This window comes from Streptomyces sp. NPDC027189 (assembly GCF_055566975.1).
The window spans coordinates 121,078-147,422 of sequence record NZ_JBVHRI010000016.1; the positions used below are offsets into that span (position 1 = coordinate 121,078).

At 71.2% G+C, this 26,345-nt stretch carries 22 protein-coding genes; 9 read left to right on the top strand and 13 right to left on the bottom strand.

Annotated elements, in window-relative coordinates; genetic code table 11:
* Nucleotides 1-52 precede the first annotated feature (52 nt).
* The 3 genes from ACZ4RZ_RS32315 to ACZ4RZ_RS32325 all read right to left on the bottom strand — a co-directional run bounded on the left by ACZ4RZ_RS32315 (nt 53) and on the right by ACZ4RZ_RS32325 (nt 3,373).
* Nucleotides 53-1,102, bottom strand: coding sequence for a Zn-dependent alcohol dehydrogenase (locus ACZ4RZ_RS32315; RefSeq protein WP_467749983.1), 1,050 nt, complete (start codon nt 1,100-1,102; stop codon nt 53-55).
* Between the two features lie 10 nt (nt 1,103-1,112).
* Complete coding sequence (locus ACZ4RZ_RS32320) at nt 1,113-2,270, bottom strand: acyl-CoA dehydrogenase family protein (RefSeq protein WP_467749985.1); 1,158 nt, start codon at nt 2,268-2,270, stop codon at nt 1,113-1,115.
* Between the two features lie 191 nt (nt 2,271-2,461).
* Nucleotides 2,462-3,373 (bottom strand): SDR family oxidoreductase, encoded by a 912-nt coding sequence (locus ACZ4RZ_RS32325; RefSeq protein ID WP_467749987.1) that lies wholly within the window; start codon nt 3,371-3,373, stop codon nt 2,462-2,464.
* A gap of 96 nt (nt 3,374-3,469) precedes the next feature.
* Here ACZ4RZ_RS32325 and ACZ4RZ_RS32330 point away from each other — a divergent pair, with 96 nt between their 5' ends.
* Nucleotides 3,470-4,405, top strand: coding sequence for a cyclase family protein (locus ACZ4RZ_RS32330; protein ID WP_467749989.1), 936 nt, complete (start codon nt 3,470-3,472; stop codon nt 4,403-4,405).
* 478 nt (nt 4,406-4,883) lie between these two features.
* Here the strand turns inward: ACZ4RZ_RS32330 and ACZ4RZ_RS32335 are convergent, their stop codons facing one another.
* From ACZ4RZ_RS32335 to ACZ4RZ_RS32350, 4 genes are all read right to left on the bottom strand, one after another.
* Complete coding sequence (locus tag ACZ4RZ_RS32335; RefSeq protein ID WP_467749991.1) at nt 4,884-5,345, bottom strand: ATP-binding protein; 462 nt, start codon at nt 5,343-5,345, stop codon at nt 4,884-4,886.
* 479 nt (nt 5,346-5,824) lie between these two features.
* A complete protein-coding gene (locus ACZ4RZ_RS32340; RefSeq protein ID WP_467749993.1) occupies nt 5,825-6,724 on the bottom strand; it encodes an acyl-CoA dehydrogenase family protein in 900 nt (299 codons plus the stop codon).
* A gap of 10 nt (nt 6,725-6,734) precedes the next feature.
* Complete coding sequence (locus tag ACZ4RZ_RS32345) at nt 6,735-7,889, bottom strand: acyl-CoA dehydrogenase family protein (RefSeq protein WP_467749995.1); 1,155 nt, start codon at nt 7,887-7,889, stop codon at nt 6,735-6,737.
* Between the two features lie 16 nt (nt 7,890-7,905).
* A complete protein-coding gene (locus ACZ4RZ_RS32350) occupies nt 7,906-9,093 on the bottom strand; it encodes an amidohydrolase family protein (RefSeq protein ID WP_467749997.1) in 1,188 nt (395 codons plus the stop codon).
* A 145-nt stretch (nt 9,094-9,238) separates the two neighbouring features.
* Here ACZ4RZ_RS32350 and ACZ4RZ_RS32355 point away from each other — a divergent pair, with 145 nt between their 5' ends.
* Complete coding sequence (locus ACZ4RZ_RS32355; RefSeq protein ID WP_467749999.1) at nt 9,239-10,771, top strand: class I adenylate-forming enzyme family protein; 1,533 nt, start codon at nt 9,239-9,241, stop codon at nt 10,769-10,771.
* Nucleotide 10,772: 1 nt separating this feature from the next.
* Here the strand turns inward: ACZ4RZ_RS32355 and ACZ4RZ_RS32360 are convergent, their stop codons facing one another.
* Both ACZ4RZ_RS32360 and ACZ4RZ_RS32365 read right to left on the bottom strand, forming a co-directional pair.
* Complete coding sequence (locus tag ACZ4RZ_RS32360) at nt 10,773-11,285, bottom strand: EF-hand domain-containing protein (protein WP_467750001.1); 513 nt, start codon at nt 11,283-11,285, stop codon at nt 10,773-10,775.
* A 176-nt stretch (nt 11,286-11,461) separates the two neighbouring features.
* Nucleotides 11,462-11,842, bottom strand: coding sequence for an STAS domain-containing protein (locus ACZ4RZ_RS32365; RefSeq protein ID WP_467750133.1), 381 nt, complete (start codon nt 11,840-11,842; stop codon nt 11,462-11,464).
* 361 nt (nt 11,843-12,203) lie between these two features.
* On the opposite strand from ACZ4RZ_RS32365, the gene ACZ4RZ_RS32370 reads away from it, so the two are divergent.
* Together ACZ4RZ_RS32370 and ACZ4RZ_RS32375 are read left to right on the top strand one after the other, a co-directional pair.
* Nucleotides 12,204-12,785, top strand: coding sequence for a sigma-70 family RNA polymerase sigma factor (locus ACZ4RZ_RS32370; protein ID WP_467750003.1), 582 nt, complete (start codon nt 12,204-12,206; stop codon nt 12,783-12,785).
* Complete coding sequence (locus ACZ4RZ_RS32375) at nt 12,782-14,236, top strand: maleylpyruvate isomerase N-terminal domain-containing protein (protein ID WP_467750005.1); 1,455 nt, start codon at nt 12,782-12,784, stop codon at nt 14,234-14,236. The genes ACZ4RZ_RS32370 and ACZ4RZ_RS32375 overlap by 4 nt, the downstream gene beginning before the upstream one ends.
* 178 nt (nt 14,237-14,414) lie before the next feature.
* Here the strand turns inward: ACZ4RZ_RS32375 and purU are convergent, their stop codons facing one another.
* Nucleotides 14,415-15,299, bottom strand: a complete 885-nt coding sequence (gene purU, locus ACZ4RZ_RS32380; RefSeq protein ID WP_467750007.1) for a formyltetrahydrofolate deformylase — start codon at nt 15,297-15,299, stop codon at nt 14,415-14,417.
* Between the two features lie 82 nt (nt 15,300-15,381).
* Nucleotides 15,382-15,882, bottom strand: coding sequence for an SCO4402 family protein (locus tag ACZ4RZ_RS32385; protein WP_467750009.1), 501 nt, complete (start codon nt 15,880-15,882; stop codon nt 15,382-15,384).
* Between the two features lie 117 nt (nt 15,883-15,999).
* On the opposite strand from ACZ4RZ_RS32385, the gene ACZ4RZ_RS32390 reads away from it, so the two are divergent.
* Nucleotides 16,000-17,298, top strand: a complete 1,299-nt coding sequence (locus ACZ4RZ_RS32390; protein ID WP_467750011.1) for an ABC transporter substrate-binding protein — start codon at nt 16,000-16,002, stop codon at nt 17,296-17,298.
* A 45-nt stretch (nt 17,299-17,343) separates the two neighbouring features.
* Here the strand turns inward: ACZ4RZ_RS32390 and ACZ4RZ_RS32395 are convergent, their stop codons facing one another.
* Together ACZ4RZ_RS32395 and ACZ4RZ_RS32400 are read right to left on the bottom strand one after the other, a co-directional pair.
* Nucleotides 17,344-19,191, bottom strand: a complete 1,848-nt coding sequence (locus ACZ4RZ_RS32395) for a hypothetical protein (RefSeq protein ID WP_467750013.1) — start codon at nt 19,189-19,191, stop codon at nt 17,344-17,346.
* Between the two features lie 252 nt (nt 19,192-19,443).
* The gene (locus tag ACZ4RZ_RS32400; protein ID WP_467750015.1) at nt 19,444-20,829 is read right to left on the bottom strand and encodes a transcriptional regulator; all 1,386 of its coding nucleotides are present in this window, start codon (nt 20,827-20,829) and stop codon (nt 19,444-19,446) included.
* Nucleotides 20,830-21,135: 306 nt separating this feature from the next.
* On the opposite strand from ACZ4RZ_RS32400, the gene ACZ4RZ_RS32405 reads away from it, so the two are divergent.
* The 4 genes from ACZ4RZ_RS32405 (at nt 21,136) to ACZ4RZ_RS32420 (ending at nt 26,117) form a co-directional block, all read left to right on the top strand.
* Nucleotides 21,136-21,789 (top strand): bifunctional DNA primase/polymerase, encoded by a 654-nt coding sequence (locus tag ACZ4RZ_RS32405; protein WP_467750017.1) that lies wholly within the window; start codon nt 21,136-21,138, stop codon nt 21,787-21,789.
* 99 nt (nt 21,790-21,888) lie between these two features.
* Entirely contained in the window at nt 21,889-22,683 is a 795-nt protein-coding gene (locus ACZ4RZ_RS32410) for an ABC transporter ATP-binding protein (protein WP_467750019.1), read from the top strand.
* A complete protein-coding gene (locus tag ACZ4RZ_RS32415) occupies nt 22,680-24,293 on the top strand; it encodes a transporter (RefSeq protein WP_467750021.1) in 1,614 nt (537 codons plus the stop codon). The genes ACZ4RZ_RS32410 and ACZ4RZ_RS32415 overlap by 4 nt, the downstream gene beginning before the upstream one ends.
* Nucleotides 24,294-24,734: 441 nt before the next feature.
* Complete coding sequence (locus tag ACZ4RZ_RS32420; RefSeq protein ID WP_467750023.1) at nt 24,735-26,117, top strand: PAS domain-containing protein; 1,383 nt, start codon at nt 24,735-24,737, stop codon at nt 26,115-26,117.
* Nucleotides 26,118-26,345: the final 228 nt, after the last annotated feature.

Genomic DNA, 26,345 nt, shown 5'->3' on the forward strand with positions numbered 1-26,345 from the left:
AGACCCCGTATCGCGCTTCGCGCTCGTCCTCAAACGCCGGGCGGGCTGAAAATCAAAACGTCAGCACCGCCCTCGCCACCCTCCCCTCATGCGCGTCCTGGGCCGCCTTGTCGAAGTCCTCCACCGGGTAGGTGGCCGTCACCAGTTCGTCCAGAAGCAGGCGGCCCTCCCGGTACAGGTCCGCGTACAGGGCGATGTCGCGCTGTGGGCGCGACGAGCCGTAACGGCAGCCGAGGATCGACTTGTCCAGGTACATGGAGGAGACGAGGAAGGAGGCCTCGGCCGTCGCCGGGGGGACGCCGAGGAGGACCGCTTGGCCGTGGCGATTCAGCAAGTCGATGGCCTGGCGGATGAGTTCGGTCCGTCCGACGCACTCGAAGGCGTGGTCCGCCCCCTGGGGGAGGATGTCCTTCACGCCCTCCGTCGAGGTCAGGAAGTGCGTCGCGCCGAATCGGCGGGCCACCGACTCCTTCGCCGGGTTGGAATCGACGGCGACGATCTTCAGTGCTCCCGCGATCCGCGCGCCCTGGATGACGTTGAGGCCTATGCCGCCGGTGCCGATGACCAGGACGCTGTCGCCGCGGTCCACGCGGGCGCGGTTCAGGACGGCGCCGACGCCTGTCAGAACGCCGCAGCCGATCAGCGCGGCGGACGTCAGAGGGATGTCCTTCGGGATGCGGACCGCCTGGACCGCCTTCACCAACGTCCGTTCCGCGAAAGCCGAATTGGACGCGAACTGGTACAGCGGCCGGCCGTCCCGCGCGAACGGCTGCTGCGGCATTCCGATGGCCTTGCGGCACATCGTCGGCCGCCCCCGGTCGCACTCGGCGCAGGCCCCGCAGTTGGCGAGCGTGGACAGCGACACATGGTCGCCGGGCTCGACATGGGTGACGCCCGCGCCCACCGCCTCCACCACACCCGCGCCCTCATGGCCGAGCACCACAGGAACGGGGAACGGTATGGTCCCGTCCACCACAGACAGGTCGCTGTGGCACAGCCCGGCCGCGGAGATCGCGACCCGTACCTCCCCCGGCCCCGGATCCCGTACCTCCAGATCGTCCACGACCTGGGTCTGCTTCCCGTCGAAGATCACGCCTCGCATCGCGACTCCCTCAGCCCTTCGGCTCCCTAGGCAGGCCGAGCACGCGCTCGGCGATGATCGTGCGCTGAACCTCGTCCGAACCGCCGTAGATGGTGTCGGCCCGGCTGAACAGGAACAGGTGCTGGAACGCGTCCAGTTCGTACGGTGCCGCCGCCGACCAGTCCGCCGGGCCCACGGCCGCCCCGGCCCCCCGCACCTGCGCCGCCAGCTCACCGAGCCGCCGGTGCCAGCCGCCCCACAGCAGCTTCGCCACGCTGGGTGCCCCGGCATCTCCGGGGCTGCCGGAACTCCCCAGCGTGCGCAGGGCGTTCCAGCGCATCGTGCGCAGCTCGGCCCACTGGCGTACGAGCCGGTCGCGTACGACGGGATCGGCGGCCGCGCCGGTCGCGGTGGCCGTCTGCACCACGCGCCCCAACTCCTCGGCGAATCCGATCTGTTGTGCCAGCGTCGACACGCCTCGCTCGAAGCCGAGAAGGCTCATCGCGACGCCCCAGCCATTCCCTTCGCCGCCGACCACGTGCTCGGCGCGGGCCAACGCGCCGTCGAAGAAGACCTCGTTGAACTCGCTCGTGCCGGTCAGCTGGCGGATCGGGCGGACCTCGATGCGGCCCGGCTGGTCCATCGGGACGAGGAGGAAGGACAGGCCGCGGTGGCGGGTGGAGCCGGGTTGCGTACGGGCGAGCACGAAGCACCAGTCCGCCTCGTGGGCGAGGGATGTCCAGATCTTCTGGCCGGTGACCCGGTAGGAGTCGGTGTCACGGTCGCGTACGGCAGCGGTGCGCACGCCCGCCAGATCCGAACCCGCGCCCGGCTCGCTGTAGCCCTGGCACCAGAGTTCCTCGCCTTGGGCGATGGGGGGCAGGAAGCGGGCCTTCTGTTCCTGCGTTCCGTGGGCGACGAGGGTCGGCGCCAGGAGGTTCTCGCCGATGTGGCCCGAGCGGGAGGGAGCCTTCGCCCGGGCGTACTCCTCGGCCCAGACGACCTGTTGGGTCAGGCTGCCTCGCCGGTTGCCGTACCCGTCCTCGTCCCAGCCGAGGCCGATCCAGCCGTCCCGGCCGAGCTCTCGTTCCCAGTCCCGACGGGCGGGGGCACCGGTGAGGTGCGCCTGCAGCCAGGCCCGCGCCTCACCCCGGAACGCCTCGTCCTCCGGGCCGAATCCGAACTCCACGGTTGCCGCCTCTACGTTGGCCGACTGGACGTCTCTCGCCTGGGCGCCGAAGGTGAGGGCTTGGCTTGGGGCAGGTCGTGCAGCCCGGCGCTTACGGGGTGCCGACTGCGCCCACCCGCGCCGCCCCAGCGGCACGATTGCCCGCAGCCAAGGCGGCCACCAATCCACAGCTACGACGACCGCCCCACCCCTTACGCATTCGGCCGCGCCCGCTCTGACGCCGCCCTCGCCATCGCCTCCACCCGCTCCAGCAGCGGCATCGGATCCACCCCCACGGTCCCCGGCAGGAAGTCCGCGATCTTCTCGGGGGTCCAGGTGCCCTCGGCGTATCCGGCGCGCAGTTCCCGGGGCTGGGCCCACACCGCGATCTTGGGGCCGGCGATGGTGTACACCTGCCCGGTGATCCGTTCCTCCCGAGCACGGTCCGACAGCAGGTAGACCACCAGCGCGGCCACATCCTCCGGTTCGCCGATCTCCTTCAGCTCCATGGGGACGTTCGCCGACATGCGCGTCCGCGCGACGGGGGCGACCGCGTTCGCCGTGACCCCGTACTTGTGCAGGCCGAGCGCAGCGCTCCGGACGAGGGAGATGATTCCGCCCTTCGCGGCGCTGTAGTTGGCCTGCGACACCGACCCCTGGTGATTGCCGCTGGTGAAACCGATCAGCGTCCCGGAGCCCTGCTTGCGCATCACCGCGGAGGCGGCGCGGAAGAGCGTGAACGTGCCCTTGAGGTGGGTGGCGACCACCGGGTCCCACTCCTGCTCGGACATGTTGAAGAGCATGCGCTCGCGCAGGATGCCGGCTACGCACACCACTCCGTCGATGCGCCCGTACGAGGTCAGCGCCGCGTCGACGACCCGCTGCCCGCCGGCCATCGTCGAGATGTCGTCGGCCACCGCGACCGCGTCACCGCCCGCCGCCTCGATCTCCTTGACTACGGCGTCGGCGACCGAACTCGTCGGCTCCGCGCCCTCGATGGAGACGCCGTAGTCGTTGACCACGACGCGCGCGCCCTCGGCCGCCGCGGCCAGGGCGACGGCACGGCCGATCCCCCGCCCCGCCCCCGTGACGGCGATGACCTTGCCTGCCAAGAAGTTCCCCACGCCCGGCCCCTTCCCGCAGTTTCTGACGGTCCGTTAGATTCAACTCGGATTCTACGACCCGTCAGATACCTGGAGACAAGCCCCCGGGGAGGACTCATGTCACTGCCGACGCTTCATCCGGAGTTTCACGAGATCGCCAAGCGCGTGAACAACTGGGGGCGTTGGGGGTCCGACGACGAGATCGGGACCCTGAATCTCATCACCGATGACGTCGTACGGGAGGCCGCCGCCTGCGTCCGCAGTGGCCGCCGCGTCCCCCTCGCCCTTCCCCTCCAGCAGGACGGCGTACAGACCGGCATGATCCCGGGGCGCGTCAATCCGCTGCACGCCATGGTGCAGATCAACCAGGAGCTCTTCGGGCCGGGCACCGTCGCCTGCAGCGACGACGCCGTGACCATGGGGCTCCAGGCGGCGACCCACTGGGACGCGCTCACCCATGTCTCCCACTCCGGGAAGCTCTACAACGGCCGCCCGGCCGAGACGATCACCCCGCACGGCGGCGCCGAGTTCAGCGGGATCGACAAGCCGCGGCACATCGTTTCGCGCGGCGTGCTGCTCGACGTCGCGCGAGCGCGGGGCATGGACCGGCTGGACGGCGGACATGCCGTGACACCCGAAGACCTGGACGCGGCAGAGGAGTTGGCGGGGACGCGGGTACGGGCGGGCGACATCGTCCTGGTACGGACCGGGCAGATCCAGGTGTATCTCGCGGGCGACAAACACGGATACGGGTATCCGTCACCCGGGCTGTCCGTCCGCACCCCGGAGTGGTTCCACGCGCGCGATGTCGCGGCGGTCGCGAACGACACCCTCACCTTCGAGATCTTTCCGCCCGAGATCGAGGACCTCTGGCTGCCCGTCCACGCGCTCGACCTGGTCGAGATGGGGATGCTGCAGGGCCAGAACTGGAATCTCGAAGAGTTGTCCACAGCCTGTGGAGAAGAGGGGCGCTACACGTTCCTGCTGTCGGCGATGCCCGAACCCTTCGTGGGCGGCACGGGCACACCGGTGGCGCCGGTCGCCCTGCTGTAGAAGCTCTGCGGCACAGGCCGCTCAGGAGAGGGCCGTCCGATCAGGCCCACCCGGGGCAGGGCCGACTGGACAAGCCCGTCCGGGAGAAGGCCGACCGGACAAGCCGGCCCGGAAGAGGGTCGGCTGGCGGCGCGTCACTGCTCGCCCCGAGCACGGCACCGCGCGCCGCCATCCGGCTCCGGCGTACCCGCCCTGCTCCTCCTGGCCCTGTAGGAGCCGACGCCGAATCGCGACCCACACTCGCCGAGGGCTCCCGTCACCGAAACCCTCGCCGTCCCCTCGCGGCGAATCGCTGAACACAAGCGTGATCAAACGGACACGTCACGTCAACACCCGTTCGGGGAATTATCAGTTTACGTCCCATTTATGACAGCACGCACAGAAGCACTCCCCGGCGCATTCAGCCACAACCGAGGTTCTGTACACGGGTTTCGTGCATACATGCATGAACCCGTGCGCCCACCACAGAGTCCGCTGCCTAGACAGCCTCGTACGCGAAATCCTCGCACGCCGGATATGCGGCCCCCGCCGAAGCTCCCGGCGTGCAGCGGTCCACCTCGCACCAGATGCGCTTGCCGGCGCCCTCGGGGTTCCATCCCCAGCGGTCCGCGAGGCCGTCGACGAGTTCCAGGCCGCGGCCATTGGTTTCGTCGCCCTCGGCATGCCGGGGGCACGGGGGCCGGGCGCTGGAGTCGGCCACCTCCAGGCGAACGGTGGCGGCCTCGGCCCCGCCCGGCAGGGACAGCCGCAGCACGGCCGGACAGCCGGTGTGCACCACGGCATTGGTGACGAGTTCGGAGACGAGCAGGATCAGCGTCTCGGCGAGCGGTTCATCTGCCCCTATCCCGGACCCGGCGAGCCGCGAACGGGCCCACCTCCGGGCTCGCCCCACCTCTTCGGGGTCAGGCCGGATCTCCAGCTGCACTTGAAGCACCTGCACCGCTCACACCATCCGAACCGGCGGACACATCGCCTCGCGCCTCACAAGGGCCACGATCGTAGCCATTTTCTGCATGGCCAGAACAAGGATCACGGAACGTGATTCCCTTGCGAGACAGCATGGTTGACGTACAGTCACCCCAACAAGCGCTTCGGGCATATTCCAGCGCGAAGGAGTACGCGTGCGGCATACTGTGCGACGCTCGCCACGGGGTGCCGAACAGGCAGGCACGGGGGTCCGCCCTGCCTTGCGAGCGGCATGCATCGCCGGGTCCGGCGCCGCCTCAGGGGCAACACCGGGATGGCTCAGCCTCAGAACCACTCGCATCCCACACAAGGTACCCGAGCACGGCGCCGACTCCAGGCCGTGACAAGTCACGCCTAGGACACAACCCGATATCAACGCTCCGTAATTCCGGTATGCCACGATCCGTGACATTCGTGTGCGCCCTTCGCGCGACGTGCCTGCACAGAGCCCCTTCAGCCCGCTCCGGCCAAGAGATCGCCCGCCAACACATCCTCACTCTCTGTCACTCCACCCGCACGCTGCGCTCGCACCCATGCCCTCTTGAGGTACAGATGGACATCGGACTCCCAGGTGAAGCCCATGCCGCCATGCACCTGGAGGCAGTCGCGGGCGCCACACACGGCGGCCTCGTCGGCGAGCAGCCGGGCCGCGGCGACATCCGTCGGGTCGGCGGTCACGGCGGCCGCGTAGACGGCCGCGCGCGCCACCTCCACCCGCACCAGCATCTGGGCGCACAGGTGCTTCACCGCCTGGAAGGCCCCGATCGGCTGCCCGAACTGCTCCCGCGTCCGGGCGTGTTGCACGGCCAGCTCGCAGGTACGGGCGGCGCCGCCGAGCTGTTCGGCGGCGGTGAGAAGCGAGGTGAGGAGTACGGCGTCGGGGTCGGCCCCCATGGATACGCCGGACGTGCGCACCCGGTGCAGCGGCGTCAGCGGGTCGACCGACCGCATCGGCTCGGCGCCGGTCGCGTCCCCTCGTACGACATCGGCCTCGGTCAGCCACTCCACCAGCCCCCCGTCGACGGCGGCCACCACGGTCTCGCCGGTGGCCGCCCCGTCCACCGCGCCCGCCGCGAGGTGCGTCGCGATCAGCGGGCCGGGCAGCAGCACCCGCCCTGCCTCCTCGAAGGCCAACACCGCTTCCGGCAGTCCGAGTCCGACCCCGCCGTCCGCCTCCGGCAGCCGCAGCGCGAAGAGCCCCGCCTCGCCGAGCTCGCGCCACAGCACCCGGTCGAGCCCCGGCGGCCCGTCGTCCGCGGCGGCCCGCAGCCGCTCCCGGCCGAAGCGCGCGGTCAGCAGCTCCCGTACACCCGCCTTCAACGCCCGTTGATCATCCGTGAGTTGGAAATCCACTTCGGAGAGTTCACCGCCCCTTGGGAAGGCCCAGGATCCGCTCGGCCACGATGTTCTGCTGGATCTGCGAGGTACCGGCCGCGATGGTGTACGACAGTGACGAGAGCCGGTCCAGGGTCCACTCCCGCCCGAGGTCGAGCGCATCGGGGCCGAGGACCTCGGCGGCGGCGTCGTACAGCTCCTGACGCGTGTGCGAGTACCGCAGCTTGAAGACCGAGCCGCCGACTCCGGGCACTCCGCCCGTCCTCTGCGACTCGCCGACGTTCCACTGCGTGAGCCGCCACAGGGCGCGGAACTCGGCGTTCAGCCGGCCGAGCCGGCGGCGCAGCGCGGGATCGTCCCAGCGGCCGTTCTTTCGAGCCTCGCGGGCGAGTTCGCCCAGCACACGCCGGCAGGCGACGACCTCTCCGACGAAGGCGGTACCGCGCTCGTACGACAAGGTCACCATGGTCACCCGCCAGCCGTCGTTCTCGGCGCCGACGCGGTGGGCGACCGGGATGCGCACCTCGTCGAGGAAGACCTCGGCGAACTCGGTGGAGCCCGCCAGCGTTCGCAGCGGCCGGACGGTGATCCCGGGCGCGTCCATGGGCATGGCGAGCCACGAGATGCCGCGGTGCTTGGGGGCGGTGGCGTCGGTGCGGACCAGCAGCTCGCACCAGTCCGCGACCTCCGCGTGGGAAGTCCAGATCTTGGACCCACTCACTACGTAGTCGTCGCCGTCCCGCCACGCGCGCGTGCGCAGCGCCGCGAGGTCCGAGCCGGCGTCCGGCTCACTGAAGCCCTGGCACCAGACCTCCTCGCCGCGCAGCACGGGCGGCAGCCAGCGCGCCCGCTGTTCGGCACTCCCTTGGGAGGCGATGGTCGGCCCGGCGTGCAGCAGCCCGACGAAATTGGCCCCTACGTAGGGAGCGCCCGCCTTTTCCGTCTCCTCCAGGTAGATGAGGTGCTGCGTCGGGGTGGCGCCCCGGCCGCCCGCGTCGACGGGCCAGTGCAGGCCCGCGTAGCCGGCGTCGTACAGCATCCGCTGCCAGCCGAGGTCGTAGGCCCGTCTGCCCGGCCAGTCGTCGGGGGACGGCTTCGGGGGCAGTGACGGGAGCACCTTGGCGAGCCACTCGCGCAGCCGCGCGCGGAACTCCTCCTCTTCCGGGGTGTACGCCAGGTCCACTAGAGGCCCCTGTCCACTAGAGGTCCAGTTCCAGCATCCGGATCGCGTTGCCGCGCATCAGCTTGTGGACGGTCTCGTCGTCGAGGCCCTTCACATGGTCGAGGGCGACCTCCTTGGTGTTCGGAAAGGTCGAGTCGACGTGCGGGTAGTCGGTCTCGAAGGTCGCGTTGTCGCGCCCCACCACGTCCAGGGACGCGACGCCGTGCTTGTCGCGGAAGAAGCAGCAGAAGATCTGCCGGTAGTAGTACGTCGACGGGGGCTCAGGGATCAGGTCGCGGACCCCGCCCCAGGCTCGGTGCTCCTGCCAGACGTCGTCGGCGCGCTCCAGGGCGTACGGGATCCAGCCCATCTGCCCTTCGGAGTAGGCGAGTTTGAGGCGCGGGAACTTCACGAGGACCCCGCTGAACAGGAAGTCCATCATCGAGGCCATCGCGTTGTTGAAGGACAGCGACGCCTGGACGGCGGGGGGCGCGTCCGGGGAGGCGGCGGGCATCTGGCTGCTGCTCCCGATGTGCATGTTCACGACCGTGCCCGTCTCCTGGCAGATCGCGAAGAAGGGGTCCCAGTAGCCGGAATGGATGGAGGGCAGCCCCAGGTAGGTGGGGATCTCCGAGAAGGTCACGGCCTTCACGCCACGGGCCGCGTTGCGCCGGATCTCGGCGACCGCGAGGTCGATGTCCCACAGCGGGATCAGGCACAGCGGGATCAGCCGGCCGCCGCTGTCGCCGCACCACTCCTCGACCATCCAGTCGTTGTACGCGCGCACGCAGGCCAGGGCCACCTCCTTGTCGTGCGCCTCGGCGAACGTCTGCCCGCAGAAGCGGGGGAAGGTGGGGAAGCAGAGGCTGGCCTCGACATGGTTGAGGTCCATGTCCTTGAGGCGCTCGACGGGGTCCCAGCAGCCGCGTCGCATCTCCGCGCGCGTGATGCCCTCCAGGGTCATCTCGTCGCGGTCGAAGCCGACGGCGGCGATGTTGCGCTTGTACGGGAACTTGAGGTCCTCGTAGATCCACCAGTCGGTCGGCGGCCCTTCCGGGTCCATCGTGATCTGGTACTTGCCGCCGACGTAGGCGAGTTCTCCGATTCCGGCGGTGAGGGGCTGCGGCCCGCGCTCGCGGTACTTCTGCGGGAGCCAGGTCTCGAAGAGGTGTGCGGGCTCGATCACATGGTCGTCGACGCTGATGATGCGGGGCAGTTCGGTCATGGTTCCCCTCCGCCTGGCGTACGTTTCTGATGACCCGTCAGATTCATCTGCACAAGCAGGCTAGCCCCGCGCCTATGGACCGACAAGGCGGCGAGCCCTACGCTCTGGCCACGATCTGACTGCCCGTCAGTTACAGGGGGTAGAAGTGAACGACACCGCACACGCCCTGAGTTCCGCGCGTACGCTCTGGGAACTGGTCGCGCGCCGCGCCGACCTCACCCCCGACCGGCCCGTCCTCCTCCAGGACGACCGCTCCCTGAGCTTCGGCGAACTGCGCGACCGTGCCGAACGGGTCGCGGCGGGCCTGTACGACATGGGCGTACGCTCCGGCACCGTGGTCGCCTGGCAGCTGCCCACCCGGATCGAGACCGCGCTGCTGTCCTTCGCGCTGGCCCGTCTCGGCGCCGTACAGTCCCCGGTGATCCCCTTCTACCGCGACCGCGAGGTCGGCTTCGCGCTACGGGAGTCCAAGGCGGAGTACTTCGCCGTACCGGGCGAATGGCGCGGCTTCGACCACACGGCGATGGCGCGGCGACTCGGCGCGAAGGGCGTCTTCGAGGCGTACGACACGCTGCCGGACGGCGACCCCGCCGTGCTCCCCGCTCCTCCCGCGGACGGCACCTCCGTCCGCTGGGTCTACTGGACCTCGGGCACCACCTCCGACCCCAAGGGTGTGCTGCACACGGACCGTTCACTGATCGCGGGCGGCTCGTGCCTGGCGCACGCGCTGCGCCTGACGGCAGACGACGTGGGCTCGATGGCCTTCCCGTACGCGCACATCGCCGGGCCCGACTACACGGTGATGCTGCTGCTGTACGGCTTCCCGGCGGTGATGTTCGAGCACTTCGCGCTGCCGGCCGCACTGGAGGGCTATCGCAAGCACGGCGTGACGGTGGCGGGCGGCTCGACGGCCTTCTACTCGATGTTCCTCGCCGAGCAGCGCAAGCAGCAGGGTCAGCCGGTCATTCCGACTCTGCGGCTGCTGGCGGGCGGTGGGGCGCCGAAGCCGCCGGAGGTCTACCACTCCGTCGTACGGGAGATGGGCGTACAGCTCACCCACGGGTACGGGATGACCGAGGTCCCGATGATCACGATGGGTTCGCCGGACGACACGGTCGAGAACCTGGCGACTACGGAGGGCAGGCCCCCCGAGGGCATGGAGATACGGATCGTGGACGGGGAGGGGGCGTCACAGCCGTACGGCGTCGACGGCGAAGTACGGCTGCGCGGGGAAGCCGTCTGCCAGGGGTATCTGGATCCGGCGCAGACGGCGGAGGCCTTCGACGCGGACGGGTTCCTGATCACCGGGGACGTCGGGCATCTGACGGAGAGCGGGCACCTCGTCCTCACCGGCCGCCTGAAGGACATCATCATCCGCAAGGGCGAGAACATCTCGGCCAAGGAGATCGAGGACCTGCTGCACCGGCACCCGGACGTCGGGGACGTGGCCGTGGTCGGGCTGCCCGACGCCGAGCGCGGGGAGCGGGTCTGCGCGGTGGTCGAACAGCCGCCGGGAGCCGGCGAGTTGACCCTGCCGTTGATCACGTCGTATCTGCGCGCGGAAGGGCTGTCCGTGCACAAGCTGCCGGAACAGCTGGAGGTGGTGGACGCCCTTCCGCGGAACGAGACCCTGCGGAAGGTGCTCAAGTACCGGCTCAGGGAGCGCTATTCACAGTGATTCACTCCGGCACCGTGAAGTAGCGGGCGAACGCGCTCACGATCTCCGCCTCGCCGATCCGGCCGTCGGAGTCCGAGTCGAGGGAGGCGGCCGCGACGCCGGCGATGTCGCCGCGCACACCGAGGGCCCTCAGGACGCGCTCGGTCTCCTCCACCGTGGCCGCGCCGTCCCCGTCGGTGTCCGCGACGGCGAGTGCGGCGTGCAGGAAGGGGCGGGCGATCTCGGCGAACCGCTCGGGGTTGTCGCGCAGCCGCTTCACCGCGCCGCTCACGAACTCCTCGCGGGTGATCCGCTGGTCGCCGTCCCGGTCCGCTATCCCGGCCATGCCCTGCCAGAACGCCTCGGCGCCGACATACAGGGCCTGACCCTTGTCCGACCGGGCCGTCGTACCGAACTCGGTGAGGACCGCCTTGGTCGCGGCGTTGAAGTCCTCCCGGTCGATGTAGCCGTTGCCGTCCTGGTCGAAGCCGGCGAACCGGGCGGCAATCCTGCGCTCGTACTCGGTGCTGACCATGCTGTGTTCGGACCGCCTTACATCTCCGCCGGTCTCTCCGCCGGACTGGGGGTTCATCTCGGACGGAGCGTACGACGCCGCGGCCGTCGCGGGAGCGGGAAAACGACGCTTGTACCAAGACTGCGGGAATTCTGGGACAACTGTGTGGCGATGTGTCGCGGAGCGTGTGGGAGGAGTCACGCCGACAGGGGACTCGACTCGTCGGCGACGGCCGTGGGGACGTCCGGGTACACGTCGAAGAGACGGCGGACGCCGAGGGCCGCGAGGACGCGGTTGACGTGGGAGCCGTCGACCGCGCCCTGGGCAGGCAGGATCAGGCGCAGCCGGCCCTGGCAGGAGCGGATGAGGCGGCGGGTGGCGATGAGCACGCCGACGCCGCTGGAGTCGCAGAACAGAACCTCGGAGAGGTCCAGGACGAGGCTGCGGCGGCCGTCGGCCACCGCGTCGTGCACCCGCTGGCGCAGCACCGGGGACGTCACGAGATCCAGCTCGCCCGACACCCGCAGCACGGCCCACTCGCCCTCTTCGCCGTCGGTCACCTTGAGCGTCACCGCCACGCCTCTCGCTCGCCTCACCACCGGAAACGGAAGCAGTCCCTACGCTTCCCTCCAGCGCGGCTGCCCCGCCGCCGTTCCATGAAACACCGGTCCGCGGATGAAGAAACGTCGGTCCACGGTCGAAATTGTGCAGAGAGCGAACTATTTCAGACGTGTACGGTCTGATTCGATCGTATTCGATGGGGAAGACGATGGGCTTCTACCATCCACGGCCTCTCCAGGGGCGCGCATTGACGTAAAGGGGCGTGCGCTGTCAGAGGTGCCGACTACATTCGAGACACCAGTGCGCACAGGCTGGACGGCAGCACACAGGCCGAGCAAAGGGACAGGCGCCGGGCACGACCAGGGGTGAGGGGGCCGCATGGCGAAGAAGGACGCACCGCCCCGCTGGGACCGCAAGATGCAGCAGCGGCTCGCACGCGGGGAGGCGGCCGCGCTCGGTGAGTTCTACGACCGGTTCGCTTCGCTCGTGCACGGCCTCGCCCACCGCGTGCTCGGAGACGAAAGGGCCGCCGACGGCATCACCCGCGAGGTGTTCGCCCACGTCTGGGAGAACCCCGACGCGTACGACCCCAAGCAGGGCCCGATGCGTTCCTGGGTCGCCACGCTGACCCACCGCCTCGCCGTCCAGCGGCTGCGCGCGACCGAGACCGCCGCGCTCGCCCGGGGCGGCCACGGCACCACCGAGGAGCTGGAGCGGAAAGTGCGCAGCGCGTCCGTCGCCGCCCGCGCGGACTACATCGTCACGTCCATGCCCGCCCCTCTGCGCGCCGCCCTGGAGCTCGCGTACTTCCAGCGCCGTGACTACCGCCAGGCCGCCGCCGACCTCGGCGTCACCGAGGACGAGGCCCGCCGCCGGCTCCGCCTCGGCCTCCAGCTCCTGTCCACCGCCCACGACGCCGGCCCCGCCGGCGCACCGCCCGAATACGGGGGTGCGCGGTGAACGGAGGAGCGGACCGGTTCGAGGCGTTCGACGAGCGCGACGGGCATGAGGAGCGGGGGCATGAGGGGTACGAGGAGGACGGGTACGAGGAGGGCGCTGCGTACGAGGGGCAGGCGGGCGCCTGGGGTGGTGGCGTAGAGCCGGAGGGGCTCTCGGCCCATGGAGGCGAAGGGTCCCAGGGACCTCAGGGACCCCGGGGACCAGAGGGGCCGGGCGGGTCCGCCCAAGGCAACGATGAGGAGCCGGGGAAGCCCCCGCGCATACCGCTGCCGCGTTCCTCCGTCGAGGACACCGGGCGGCCGTTGCCCGAGCCTGCCTCTCCCGGACCGGCGCCGCTCGTCCTCGAACACCGGGTGCTGAAGTCACTGCTCGGCGCCTGGGCGCTGGCCGCCTGCTCGGCGGAGGAGACCGCGGCCGTCGAGGTGCACCTCGGGGACTGCGGCTCCTGCGCGGACGAGGCGCTGCGGCTGCGCGAAGCGGTCAGGCTGCTGCATCCGCCCGAGAGCCTCGACCTCGACCCGACGCTGCGCACCCGGGTCCTGCAGGGCTGCCTCGACCGGCGCCCGCCGAGGATTCCGGTGCCCGAGTGGGCGGCTCCGTACGACGCGGAGACCGCGCGGCTCGACGCGCTGCTGCAGGACATCGGCGGTGCCGAGTGGCACGCGCCCGTGCGGCTGCGCTGGTTCGACGGCGCGCGGCCCGTGAGCCGTCGTACGACGGTCGCGGGAGTCATCGCGCATCTGCTCAGCGTCGACGGTCTGGTCTCCGTCGCGCTGGGCCTGGAGGATCCGCTCGGCCCGACCGGCCCGGCCTCCGAGGACCCGACCCCCGAGGGGCGCACCGAGGCGTACTGGCGCGGCTCGCACTTCCCGCCCACCCGGTCCGTGCGCGGGCCCTGGCGGGAGCAGAGCCACAACCTGGTGCGAACGGTGTCGTTCGCGGGCGGCGGTTCCGGGCGGCTGAGCGTGCCGTACGGCGGCTTCGAACTGCCGCTGCGGGACTCGATGCTGGACCGGGCCTTCGAGTGCTGGGTGCACGCGGGGGACATCGCCGACGCGGTGGACTATCCGTACGAGCCGCCGGCGCCCCGGCATCTCCACCGGATGATCGACCTCGCGGCGCGGATGCTGCCGGGGTCACTGGCCGCCCGTCGCCGGGCGGGGCTGTCCGCCGCGCCGGCGCGGCACCTTGTGGCGGCGGGGGCGCCGGGGCGCAGCCTGCGGCTCGAGATCGAGGGGTCCGGGGGCGGGGACTGGCTGATCCCGCTCGACTCTCCCGGCGCGGTGGGCTCCGCCGAGCGTGAGGTGGCTCACGTCGCGCTGGACGGGGTGGAGTTCTGCCGGCTGGCGGCGGGGCATGTGTCGCCCGAGGAGGCGGCCGCCGGGCAGGACGGGGACCGGGAGGCGATCAGGGAGGTCCTGTTCGCGGCGGCGTCACTGAGCCGGATGTAGGTGGCCGTGGCCGTCGGGTGGTTTTCGCCCCCCGCCGCCCCTGCCCTCCCCCAAGCTCTCGGCTTCGCTCGAGCAGGGGGACCCCCATCGTCCCTGGGGGCCGCGCCCCCGGACCCCCGCCAAAAGATTGCGCAGTTCCCCGCGCGCCTGAAGGGGCGCGGGGGGGGGCGAACAACCCCTACGCGAACACCACCGTGCGGCGCCCGTTCAGCAGGATGCGGCGCTCCGCGTGCCACTTCACCGCCCGCGCCAGCGCCTGGCACTCCACATCGCGTCCGATGGCGACCAGCTGATCGGGAGTCACATTGTGGCCCACCCGCTCGACCTCCTGCTCGATGATCGGCCCCTCGTCGAGGTCGGCCGTCACATAGTGCGCGGTGGCACCGATGAGCTTCACACCCCGGGCGTGCGCCTGGTGGTACGGCTTCGCGCCCTTGAAGCTCGGCAGGAAGGAGTGGTGGATGTTGATGATCCGGCCGCTGAGCTGCTTGCACAGGTCGTCCGACAGCACCTGCATATAGCGGGCGAGGACGACGAGTTCGACGTTCTCCCCGCGAACCAGCTCCAACAGCTGCGCCTCGGCCTCCGCCTTCGTGTCCTTCGTCACCGGAATGTGGTGGAAGGGAATGTCGTACGAAGCCACGAGCTCGGCGAAATCCGTGTGGTTGGAGACCACGGCGGCGATCTCGACCGGCAGCGCGCCGATCCGCGCGCGGAAGAGCAGGTCGTTGAGACAGTGGCCGAACTTGCTGACCATGATGACGACCCGCATCTTGTCCTCGGCCCGGTTGATCTGCCAGTCCATGTGGAAGGAGTCACCGATCGCCGCGAAGCTCGCGCGCAGCTTCTCCACCGTCACCGGCGGGACCGCCGAGAAGTGGACCCGCATGAAGAACAGTCCCGTGTCGTGGTCGCCGAACTGCTGACTGTCCTCGATGTTGCAGCCCGTCATGAAGAGGTAGCTCGACACGGCGTGCACGATGCCCGGCTTGTCCGGGCACGAGATGGTCAGGACGTACTGCTCGGCGGCGGGTGCGGCCCCGCGGACGGACTGCTCGTTCATGCAGGACAGGGTCCCATACGGGCCGCCTGGGGAGGACGACTGTCCCGCCACGCGGACGCCCTCCGGGATCGCCCGAGAACCGCTACGCCGACCGCGTCAGGATCCGCAGCACTTCGAGCGTCCGCGGCGGGGCGTCGGGATCCTCCCCGTCGCTCGCCGCCAGACGCACGTGCGCGTCCCGGGCGGCGCGGACGGCCTCCGGCCAGGCGTGGTGGTCGAGATACGCGGAGACGGGTGCGTCGGGCCCGACCTGGTGCATGATCCGCAGGACGCGCAGCACGGCGGTGTCGACGAGGGCCGCCTCCTGGGAGTCCCGGAAGATCGTGCCGACGTACTTCTCGGCGGACCAGTTGTCCAGCCAGGTGTCCTCGACCAGGCGGTACACGGCGTCGGTGACGTCCCCGTACCCGTCGACACCGGCGAGCCAGACGTCACGTTGGAAGGCGAGGTCGGAGAGCATGTGCAGCGCGGAGCGCACATTGCTGCGCCAGCGCCACCACGGCATGTCGTTCAGTGGCATGCCGCCCATGGTGGATGAGCGACGGCCGCGACGGGAAGAGTTCTCCGAACCTTGCACGGTCACCGATCGTACGTTCCCTGTGAAAAACAGATCATCCGCCCCCGCAATTCACCTCTAGGTCACCCCCCGTTGACCACGGGTCACTCCCGGGTTAGCGATGTGACGGAATCGTGCTTGTCCATGACCGGCAGGCGACGTACACGCAGCAGCTCACCCGTCCTCCCCCGGCCCGTCAAGGCCACGTTGCTGTCCGCGGGCGCGCTGGCCGCGTGTGCGTCGATCGCCGTCGGATGCGGGGTCGTCCCTGGTGCCACGGGGGGCTCCGGGGACGACCCCGTCACCGTCATGACCTGGGCGCCCGAGAAGACGGCCGCGACCAACAAGCCCGGCATGCCCGCGATGGCGAAGGCGTACGCGCGCTGGGTCAACTCCCGCGGCGGCATCAACGGCCACAAGCTCAAGGTCCTCACCTGCAACGACCACAACGACTTCGTGGACGCCGCGAAGTGCGCCCAGAACGCGGTCGACGAGAACGTCGTCGCGGTCGTCGGCTCCTACAGCCAGCACGGCCGGACATTCCTCGCCCCGCTGGAAAGCGCCGGCATCCCCTACATCGGCGGCTACGGCGTCACCGACGACGAGTTCAACAGCCCGCTCTCCTACCCCGTCAACGGTGGCGAGCCCGCGCTGCTGGCCGGCCTCGGCGAACAGCTCGGCAAGGACTGCGGCCCGGTCGCGCTCGTACGCCCCGACACCACCGCGGGCGACGAGCTCCCCGTACTGCTCAACTCCGGCCTGAAGTCGGAGGGCCATACGTCCGCCGCGGACCAGCGGGCCGCCGACGACGCGACCGAATACTCACGGCAGACCCAGCAGGCGCTCGAGCGCGCGACCAGCGACCCGCTCAAGCGGGGCTGTGTGGTGCCCGCGCTCGGCGACCGCACCGACACCTTCATGGACTCCTTCCGGCGCGACCGCGAGAACTACCCGAAGGTGCGCACAGGCACCGTGCTCGGCAGCGTCGACCAGTCGCTGATCGACGCCACCGGCGGCAAGTCGAGCCCGTACGAGGGCTCGTCCGTCACCGGCTGGTACCCGAACTCGAACGACCCGCGGTGGGACGCGATGCGCAAGGTGATCAAGGAGCAGGCCTTCGGCGACAACCGGATCGACCCCGCGGACGCCGGAGTGCAGACCACCTGGATCGCGTACACCGTGCTGAAGGCGGCCATCGAGTCGCTCGGCGACGGAGAGGTGTCCGCGCACGCGATCCGGCGCGCCCTCGACGACGGCCTCAAGGTGACCACGGGCGGGCTCACCCCGACGCTCAGCTGGCGCTTCGAGGACCTGATAGCGGCCGTCGACTTCCCGCGCCTCGTCAACGCGGACGTGACCTTCCAGGTCGTACGCCAGGGTCAGCTGGCGTCGGCACGGCGCGGGTTCGTCAATGTGTCGAAGACTCTGGAGAACGCGGACTGAGGGCCGCCACGCTCCTCGGGGTTTCCCGAGGAGCCCGCCAGCGGTTCAGAGCTGGGTCCGCGACCGCTGCGTCAGTCCGTACTTGGACGCGATGGAGTTCCACAGCCTGGCGGCCTTCTGCTTCTCCGCGGACGCCGTGCCGCTGGCCCGGTTGCCCGCCTGGGTCTGCCCGGTGGTGCGGGCGTGGCCGTTCCTGCAGCCCTTCTTCCCGGCGACCTGATCGGCCCAGGCCGCGTAGTGGTTGTCGGCCGACGCCGAGGCCTTCCAGCCGTTGGTGAGCGCCGTGGTCAGCTCGGCGTGGCTGGGGAGCTTGTCGACCGAGAGGGCGGCGAGCCGGGTGACGAGCTCGCCGCGCTGCTTGGCCGCGTCGCGCAGATCACTGGCCGCCTGGTCCAGGTTGTCGCACGTCTTCACGTCCGCCACGGCGTTGATCACCGAGTCGCGGCTGCTGCTGCTGTCCGCCAGGAGCTTGTCCAGCTCGACGGCCTGCGCCTTGACCGGGTCGGCGGCCGGCGAGGCCGAGCCTCCCGTGGCGGGGGCCGTGGCCGACACGGTCTTGCTGCCGTCGTCCTTGCTGTCGGAGCCACCGCCGCCGCTGAGCAGCGAGCCGGCGCCGATGCCGAGCACGGCGATGCCGATGCCGACGGCCGCGATCAGCGGAACACGCGAACCGCTGCGGCGACCGCGTCCGCCGCCACCGTCGCCGTCGGACACACCGCCACGCCGTGCGGCGGCCCGGCCTCCCGGCGCGCCGGGGGCGTGCGCCCCGTAGGGAGCCTGAGCGCCGTACGCGGCCTGCGCGCCGCCGTGCGGGTCGAAGCGCGGCATCTGCTGCGTCGACGCGGGGCCCTCCGGTTCGCTGCGGAACAGGCTGTCGAACTCCGCCGGGGGCTGCCGGTCCTCCGGCGCGCCCGGGCGTATCCCGTACGGCGCCCCGGCCGGCTGCGCGGGCACGGGGGCGATGAACTGCGTGGCCTCGGCGTCCGGGTGCGCGGCGGCGGGCAGCGGCCCGGCTCCGGGGCCGCCCTGCGGCGCCTGCCCGAGGAACTGCGTCGCGTCGGCCGGCACCTCGGGCGGCAGCGCACCCGGGCCCACCGGCGGGATGTACTGGGTGGCACCCTCGTCCGCCGCGGCGGGGACGGGCGCTATGAACTGCGTCGCCCCCTCGTCTCCAGCCGGGGCGGGCGGAATGTGCGGAATGTACTGGGTCGCACCGTCACCGGCGGCAGGCGGCAGCGTCGCGGGCTGCGCGGCGGGAGGCAGGGAGGGCGAGGATCCGGGGGTGCCGTACGCCTCGGCCGCCTGCGGAAGAGCGTTCCCTGGGGCGCCGTACTCGTCCGCCGCCTGCGGAAGGGCGTTCCCGGGGTGCGAGGGCTGCGAAGGCTGCCCGGCCTGCCGGCCCTGCTGGCCCTGGGCCGCATACCCGCCGTATCCGGCGCCGTGCGCGCCCTGCGCCTCCGGCGCGAAACCGTCCTGCGCGCCGTACGACGGCGCCTGCGCGCCCTCGGGCGGCAGCGGCCCGGCAGCGGGCGCCTGCTGCGGCGCGAAGCCCTGCTGCTGGTAGCCGTCCACACCCGGCTGCTGCTGCGCCGCCCAGCCCTCGGAGGCGCCGGGGGTGCCCCAGTCCGGGGCGGGGGCGGTGGACTGAGGCGGCTCGGCGGCCCCCCACGTCTGGGTTCCGTTCGCCGGCGCTCCCCAGCCCTGGCCGGGCTGCGGGGCGGGGGCGGCCGGCTGCTCGGGGCCCCACGGCTGACCCCAGGCCTGGCCGCCCGCCGGGGTCGTACGGTCGCCCGTCATACCCGGCAGCAGCGGCTCGCCGCCGTCGGAGGGCAGCACGATGCCTTCGTGCGCGGGCCGCGCCGAGGGCTCATCGCCCTGTCCACTCTGCGTCACCGGGACTCCTACTAATGGGGGACCTTCGGAATCGTCGGCTCACGCTACCGGGTCCCGACAACCCGGTGCCACGCAGCGCAGGACGTGACCTCCGCCCCTTGTGACCGGGGTAACAAAACCGCCCCCCGGTGCGCTGTACATGTCTCCTCCCACTCCCGGCGCCCACGTTTCCCTGGCGTTCACGCCCGCGCGGGTCGTATGTTCACGCCCGCGCGTGCGGCCCTTCTTCCACGCCCTCTCACACCCGTACGTTCAGGCCGCCGCCTGCAGCTCCAGGCGCGCCCCGAACTCCCGTACCACCGGCTCGTCCCGGTACGGCTCCAGGCGCTGCTGGAACTCGTCGAGGTACTCGGCGCCCCGGTTGGAGCGGAGGGTGCCCAGCAGCTCCACCGCGCGCAGGCCCGTGTGGCAGGCCTGTTCCACCTCGCGCTGCTGGACCTGCGCCGTGGCGAGCAGCACGAAACCGATCGCCCGGCGGCGGGCCCGTGACTCGGGGTGCCCGGCGAGGGACTCCTCCGCGCACCGCGCGGCGGCCTCCGACTGGCCCAGGTCCCGGTGGCAGTGCGCCAACTCGTCGGCCAGATAGGCCTCGTCGAAGTGCGCGATCCACGTCGGGTCGTCCCCGGAGGCCGGGTCGGCCGACTCCAGGGCGGTGACGGCACGCCCGGACGCCACTTGGGCGGAACGCGCGTCGCCCATCAGCGCGTGCCCGCGCGCCTCCGCGGCGTAGAACATCGACTCCGCGCGCGGTGTCACCCGCCCGCGCGCCCCCTCCTGCGCCGCGCGCGCCAACTGCGCGATCTCGCGCGGGTTGCCGAGTTGGGCCGCCAGGTGGCTCATCGAGGCCGCGAGCACGTATCCGCCGTACCCGCGATCCCCGGCCGCCTGCGCGAGCCGCAGCGCCTGGATGTAGTACCGCTGGGCGAGCCCCGGCTGGCCGGTGTCGATGGCCATGTAGCCGGCGAGTTCCGTCAACCGCGAGACCGCGGCGAACAGTTCGCGCCCGACCGCCTCCCGGTAGGAGCCCGCGAGCAGCCCGGAGACCACGCTGTTGAGGTAGTGCACGACGACCGGCCGTACATGCCCGCTGCCGTACTGGTGGTCCAGGTCGACCAGCGCCTGGGTCATCGCGCGGACCGCCGCCACGTCCGAGTGGCCGACGCGCGGGCCCGCCGAGCGCGCCACCTGCGAGTCCGGCGCGGAGATCAGCCAGTCCCGGCTCGGCTCGACGAGCGCGGAGGCGGCGACGGACGAGCCGGAGAGGAAGTCCCTGCGGCCGACGTCGCTGCGCCACAGCTCGCAGACCTGCTCGATGGCCCCCAGCACGGTCGGCGAGAACTGGAGTCCGACGCCGGACGCGAGGTTCTTGCCGTTGGCCATGCCGATCTCGTCGATCGTGACCGTACGGCCCAGCTTGCGGCCGAGCGCCTCGGCGATGACCGCCGGAGCCCGTCCGCGTGGCTGCTGCCCGCGCAGCCAGCGCGCCACGGACGTCTTGTCATAACGCAGATCGAGACCGTGCTCCGCGCCGCACATGTTGACCCGGCGGGCCAGCCCGGCGTTCGAGCAGCCCGCTTCCTGAATGAGCGCCTGCAACCGTTCGTTCGGCTGCCTGGCGACGAGAGGCCTTGCGGCCATGGCGTACCCCCTGTGGCTGCGGTGCCTGCCCACGCACCGAGTTGACGTGTCTTCACCGGCCGCCCGCACCGAAAGAAGTCGGCCATGAAGATCAATGCCCCGCCGACATACCGAAGATGCGAGACATATGAGGATTGCCGGGGTAAAGGCGGTTGCCCGACCCCTACCCTGGTTACCCGCACCCCGCTGCCGTTGCCCACGCGCGCCCCCACACGTGCACCCATGCGCCCCACTTGCGGAATCGATGCTCCTCCCCCGCGCGCGTGTCCCCCGTAACCCGAGGTGGACCGGGGAGTTGAGTTCAGCGTGGAAGAGACCATCGCAGGCACCAAGACCGCACAGATCCCCAAGCAGCGCGGCGAATCGCTGCAGGAAACCGCCGTGCGCTATGCCGAGGAGCGCCACTGGGACGTGTTCCCGGGCACCTGGCTGGAAGCCGTCGACGGGGTGCAGCACTGCTCCTGTGGCGAGCCCGCGTGCGCCGCACCCGGCGCGCATCCGGCGCGCGAGGACTGGGCGACTCAGGCGACGGGCAGTGCGACCGTCGTGCGCCGGATGTGGTCGAAGCAGCCGGTGGCGTCGATTCTGTTGCCCACCGGACGGACGTTCGATGCGGTCGAGGTCCCCGAGACGGCAGGCTGTCTCGCGCTCGCCCGGATGCGACGCATGGAGCTGACCCTCGGCCCCGTCTCCTGCACTCCGGACCGGCGCATGCACTTCTTCGTACTCCCCGGTGCCGCCGCGAAGGTCCCCGACCTGGTCCGCAAGCTCGGGTGGCCGCCCTCCTCCCTCGACCTCGTCACCCTCGGGGAGGGGGCGTACGTCGCTGCCCCACCGACCCGGTTCGGCTTGCGCGGGGCGGTGCAGTGGGCCTGCCGGCCGACGCTCGCGAATCGGTGGCTGCCGGATGCCGAGGAGTTGATCTCGCCGCTTGCCTATGCGTGCGGGCGGGACCGGTAGAGCCGGATCGGCCCCGTCCTGCCCTGCGGGTTCGTCGTGGCTGGTCGCGCAGTTCCCCGCGCCCCTGAAGACGGGGGCGCTTCCCCTTAGGGTGCTTGCATGACCGACGTAGCTGGGCAAGCCGTACCCGCCGTACGTGTGCGCGGGCTCTGGAAGCGGTTCGGGGAGCAGGTCGCCGTCGCCGGAATCGATCTGGAGCTGCCCGCGGGCCGGTTCATCGGACTCGTCGGTCCGAACGGGGCCGGGAAGACCACCACCCTCTCGATGGTGACCGGGCTGCTCAGGCCCGACCAGGGCACCGTCGAGGTCGTCGGTCACGACGTGTGGCGCGACCCGGTGGAGGTGAAGGCCCGCATCGGCGTGCTGCCCGAGGGACTGCGGCTCTTCGAGCGCCTCTCCGGGGGCGAACTCCTCGCCTACACCGGCCGGTTGCGCGGTCTGCACGGCGCCGAGGTCGACAAGCGCGCCACCCAGCTCCTCGACGTACTCGACCTCGCGGGCGCCCAGCACAAACTCGTCGTCGACTACTCCACCGGCATGCGCAAGAAGATCGGCCTGGCCTGCGCCCTCCTCCACAACCCCGAAGTCCTCTTCCTCGACGAGCCGTTCGAGGGTGTCGACCCGGTCTCCGCGCAGACCATCCGCGGCGTCCTGGAGCGGTACACCGGATCGGGCGCCACGGTCGTCTTCTCCTCCCACGTGATGGAGCTGGTCGAGTCGCTGTGCGACTGGGTCGCCGTCATGGCCGCGGGGAGCATCCGCGCACACGGCCCGCTCGCGGAGGTGTGCGGCAGCGCGCCCTCCCTCCAGCAGGCCTTCCTGGAGCTGGTCGGCGCGCACGGCCGCCCCGCCGGGACCGATCTCGACTGGCTGGGCGGCGGGGCTGCCCGATGAGCGCCAACGCCGCCGTCTCCGCCGCGTCGATCACCCCCGTGGTCGTACGGCTGAAGCTGTCGCTCCTGCGCAACGGGCTGCGGCAGTCCGCCGGTCGGCGGGCCGCGTACGTCACTTCCGTCGTCCTCGTCCTGCTCTTCGCCGCCCTCCAACTGCTCGGCCTGATCGCGCTGCGCGGCAACGCGCACGCCACCGCCGTCGCCGTGCTGCTCATCGCGGTCCTGGCGCTCGGCTGGGCCGTGATGCCGCTGTTCTTCCCCAGCGGCGACGAGACGCTCGACCCGACGCGCCTGGTGATGCTGCCGCTGCGCCCGCGTCCGCTGGTGCGGGCGCTGCTCGCGGCCTCGCTGGTCGGCATCGGGCCGGTCTTCACCCTGTGCCTGCTCATCGGTTCCGTCATCTCCGTGGCACACGGCGCGGCGGCGTACGTCACCGCCGTCGTCGCCGTCGTCGTGGCCCTGCTCGTCTGCGTGGCCCTCGCACGGGCCGTCGCGGCCGCCAACATCCGTCTGCTGTCCAGCCGCAAGGGCCGCGATCTGGCGGTGCTCAGCGGTCTGGTGATCGCGATCGGCGCGCAACTGGTCAACTTCGGTGCACAGCGGCTCGGTTCGTCGGGCGGCCTGTCGAAGCTCGACCCGGTGGCGGACGTACTGCGATGGCTGCCGCCCGCCTCGGCGATCGGCGCGGTGGACTCGGTGAGCGAGGGGTCGTACGGGGTGGGCATCGCCCAACTCGTCCTCGCCGTGGCCGCGCTGGTCGGGCTGCTCGCGCTGTGGTCCCGTCATCTGACCCGGCTGATGACCTCGCCGGACGGGTCCACGTTGCAGGCGGCCGAGCCCGCCGCGCGGGAGCGGGGCTCGTCGGGGCTCGGCCGGCTGCTGCCGTCGGGCCGCACCGGAACGGTCGTGGAGCGCAGCCTGCGCTATGTGTGGCGCGACCCGAAGACCAAGGCGGCGTGGGTGACATCGCTGGCGATCGGCCTGATCGTGCCGGTCTTCAACGCGCTCCAGGGCACCGGCTCGATCTATTTCGCGTGCTTCGCGGCGGGGATGCTCGGGATCCAGATGTACAACCAGTTCGGGCAGGACACGTCCGCGTTCTGGATCGTCGCGATGACGATCTCGTCCAGCCGGGACGCCTACGTCGAACTGCGCGGGCGCGCGCTGGCACTGCTGGTGATCACCCTGCCGTACGCGACCCTCGTGACCGTCCTGACGACCGCGATGCTCGGCGACTGGCCCAAGCTGCCCGAGGTGCTCGGTCTCTCCTTCGCGCTGCTCGGCGCGATGCTCGCCACCGGAGCGTGGTCCTCGGCGCGCTTCCCGTACTCGATACCCCAGGAGGGCTACAAGAACGTCGCCCCCGGCCAGACCGGACTCGCCTGGATCTCCATCTTCGGCGGCATGGTCTCAGCGGCCCTGCTCGCCGCCCCTGTCATCACTCTCACCATCTGGCTGAACGTCACGGCGGACGGCGACGAGTGGACCTGGCTGCTGCTGCCACTGGGCGCCGGGTACGGCGCGCTGATCACGCTGCTGGGGCTACGACTGGCGGCGCCTCGGACGGCACGGCGGCTGCCGGAGATCTTGGCGGCGGTCAGCAAGGGGTGATCCACACGTCTCACCCTGCGGACAATCGTGCCGATGGGGGGGCATCCCGTACGCACGGGCTCGTCGTCCCGTCCCTACGCCCCCGGGGCACGAGTTCCCGCCGGGTCGCGTAGGGATCGATGCGTAACTGCATGTCGTCGACATCTGATTCGCCAAGCATGCGGGGAGGCGCCGGCACCGGATTCGGCCGCACCACCAGGCTGAACACGTCGGCCGGCCCATGCGGAGTGCGGTGAGCTGGGCGTCCAGGGGTAGGCGGGCGAGCGGTGGGGGGTGTCCTGGGGCGTGGTTCGTGGGGCGGGCGGGGTGGAAATCCGGCGTACAACGATTTCGTCCAATCTTTGGGGAACGAGGTGTGGGCTGGGTCACGTTCGAGTTGAATGATTACGAGTGAGCGAACTGTCGCGCCGTACGTGCGGACGCAGCCTGCAGGGGGTCCAGGTGAGTGCTTCCCGGCGTAGTGGGACCACCGATGAGCTGGGGCCTGATGAGCCCGAGCGGGATGGTTCGGATCTGCTTGCCGCGCTGCTGGACGGGATGGACGCGGCGCTCTGTGCCTTCGATGCCGATGGGGTCGTGACCCACTGGAATCGAGAAGCCGAGCGGATTCTGGGGTGGACCGCGGCCGAGGCCGTGGGGCGGCAGGGGTTCGCCGGGTGGGCCGTGCGGACCGCGGACGCCGAGGAGGTCGAGGGGCGGTTGCTGTCCGCCATGCAGTCTCCCGGGCGGCAGGTGCATGAATTCGCCCTGCTCACCAAGGACGGGGGGCGGGTGCTCGTACGGACGCAGTCCGCCGCCGTGCGGGGCCCGGACGGGAAGCCCGCGGGGGTGTACTGCGCCTTCAGCGAGGTGCACGCGCAGATCGATCTTGAACGGTCCATCGCGCTGAGCGAGGCGTTGTTCGAGGACGCCAGCTGGGGCGTGGTGCTCGTTGACGCCGATCTGCGGCCGGCCGTCGTCAATGCGCATGCGGCGCGGGCTCTGGGGACCGGGCGTACGTCCGTGCTCGGGCGGCCCCTCGGGGACCTGCTCTCCCAGGGCGTGGAGGAGCTGGAGAGCGCGCTCACCCATGTGCTCGCGGAAGGCGCGCCGCCCGCGCCCGCCGAGATGTGGGTGAGTGTGCGGACCACGGAGGGCGAGAAGCGGCGGTGCTGGCGCAGCGGGTTCCTGCGGCTTGCCTCGCCGCTCGCGGAGGAGCCCGTACCGCTGGGTGTCGGGTGGCTCTTCCAGGACGTGACCGAGGCCAAGCAGACCGAGCAGGAGGCGGCGCTGCTGCGGTTCCGGGCCAATCAGCTGCACCGGGCGGCGCGGGCCGCGGCCGAGTGCGAGGACCCGGCGGAGGTCGCCACCGTCCACCTCGACTTCGCGCTCGCCGGGTTCGCCGACCACGCGCTGATCGACCGCGTAGCGGGTGGTTCGGCCTGGGACGGCGAGGGGCCCGTGCGGCTCGTACGGGCCGCCGCCACGCCCTCCGGCGCGCCGGGGCCGAGTGTGCTCACGGGGAAGGCGGGGCTGCCCGTCCGGTACGCGGAGGGGCATCCCGCGTTGCAGTGCGTGGAGCGCGCCGGGTCCGTACGGGCCAGCGCGGGTGCTGCCCCTGCCGAGCAGGCGCGTGAGTGGGCCGTGGCGCGGCAGTGGCCGCCGGACTCGGTGCATGCACTGTGCGCGGTGCTGCGGAGCCGGGGGCGGACGCTGGGGGTCGTGACGTTTCTGCGGGGTGCGGGGCGCAGCCAGTTCGAGCGGGCGGACGCCACCTACGCGGAGGATGTGGCCGTACGGATTGCCATGGCGCTGGACCTGGAGGGTGTGCTGGGGCTTGGGTGACGCGGTTGCCCGAGGCCCGCTCGGGTGACGCGGTTGGCCGAGGCCCGCTCAGGTGACGAGGTTGGCCAGGGGCCAGGCCGGCTCGGGTGACGCGGTTGGCCGGGGCCCGCTCGGGTGACGCGGTTGGCCGAGGCCCGCTCGGGTGACGCGGTTGGCCGGCGCAAGAGCTGGGCTCGGGGCAGGTGCGCTGGCCGGCGCTTGCGGGGCGCCGGTCCCTGTGGGACGGAT

Bases quoted from the DNA above. Each gene is read 5' to 3' on its own strand.
- ACZ4RZ_RS32315 (WP_467749983.1), bottom strand. From the start codon at position 1,102: ATGCGAGGCGTGATCTTCGACGGGAAGCAGACCCAGGTCGTGGACGAT.
- ACZ4RZ_RS32330 (WP_467749989.1), top strand. From the start codon at position 3,470: ATGTCACTGCCGACGCTTCATCCGGAGTTTCACGAGATCGCCAAGCGC.
- ACZ4RZ_RS32350 (WP_467749997.1), bottom strand. From the start codon at position 9,093: ATGACCGAACTGCCCCGCATCATCAGCGTCGACGACCATGTGATCGAG.
- ACZ4RZ_RS32360 (WP_467750001.1), bottom strand. From the start codon at position 11,285: ATGGTCAGCACCGAGTACGAGCGCAGGATTGCCGCCCGGTTCGCCGGC.
- ACZ4RZ_RS32370 (WP_467750003.1), top strand. From the start codon at position 12,204: ATGGCGAAGAAGGACGCACCGCCCCGCTGGGACCGCAAGATGCAGCAG.
- purU (WP_467750007.1), bottom strand. From the start codon at position 15,299: ATGAACGAGCAGTCCGTCCGCGGGGCCGCACCCGCCGCCGAGCAGTAC.
- ACZ4RZ_RS32390 (WP_467750011.1), top strand. From the start codon at position 16,000: ATGACCGGCAGGCGACGTACACGCAGCAGCTCACCCGTCCTCCCCCGG.
- ACZ4RZ_RS32400 (WP_467750015.1), bottom strand. From the start codon at position 20,829: ATGGCCGCAAGGCCTCTCGTCGCCAGGCAGCCGAACGAACGGTTGCAG.
- ACZ4RZ_RS32410 (WP_467750019.1), top strand. From the start codon at position 21,889: ATGACCGACGTAGCTGGGCAAGCCGTACCCGCCGTACGTGTGCGCGGG.
- ACZ4RZ_RS32415 (WP_467750021.1), top strand. From the start codon at position 22,680: ATGAGCGCCAACGCCGCCGTCTCCGCCGCGTCGATCACCCCCGTGGTC.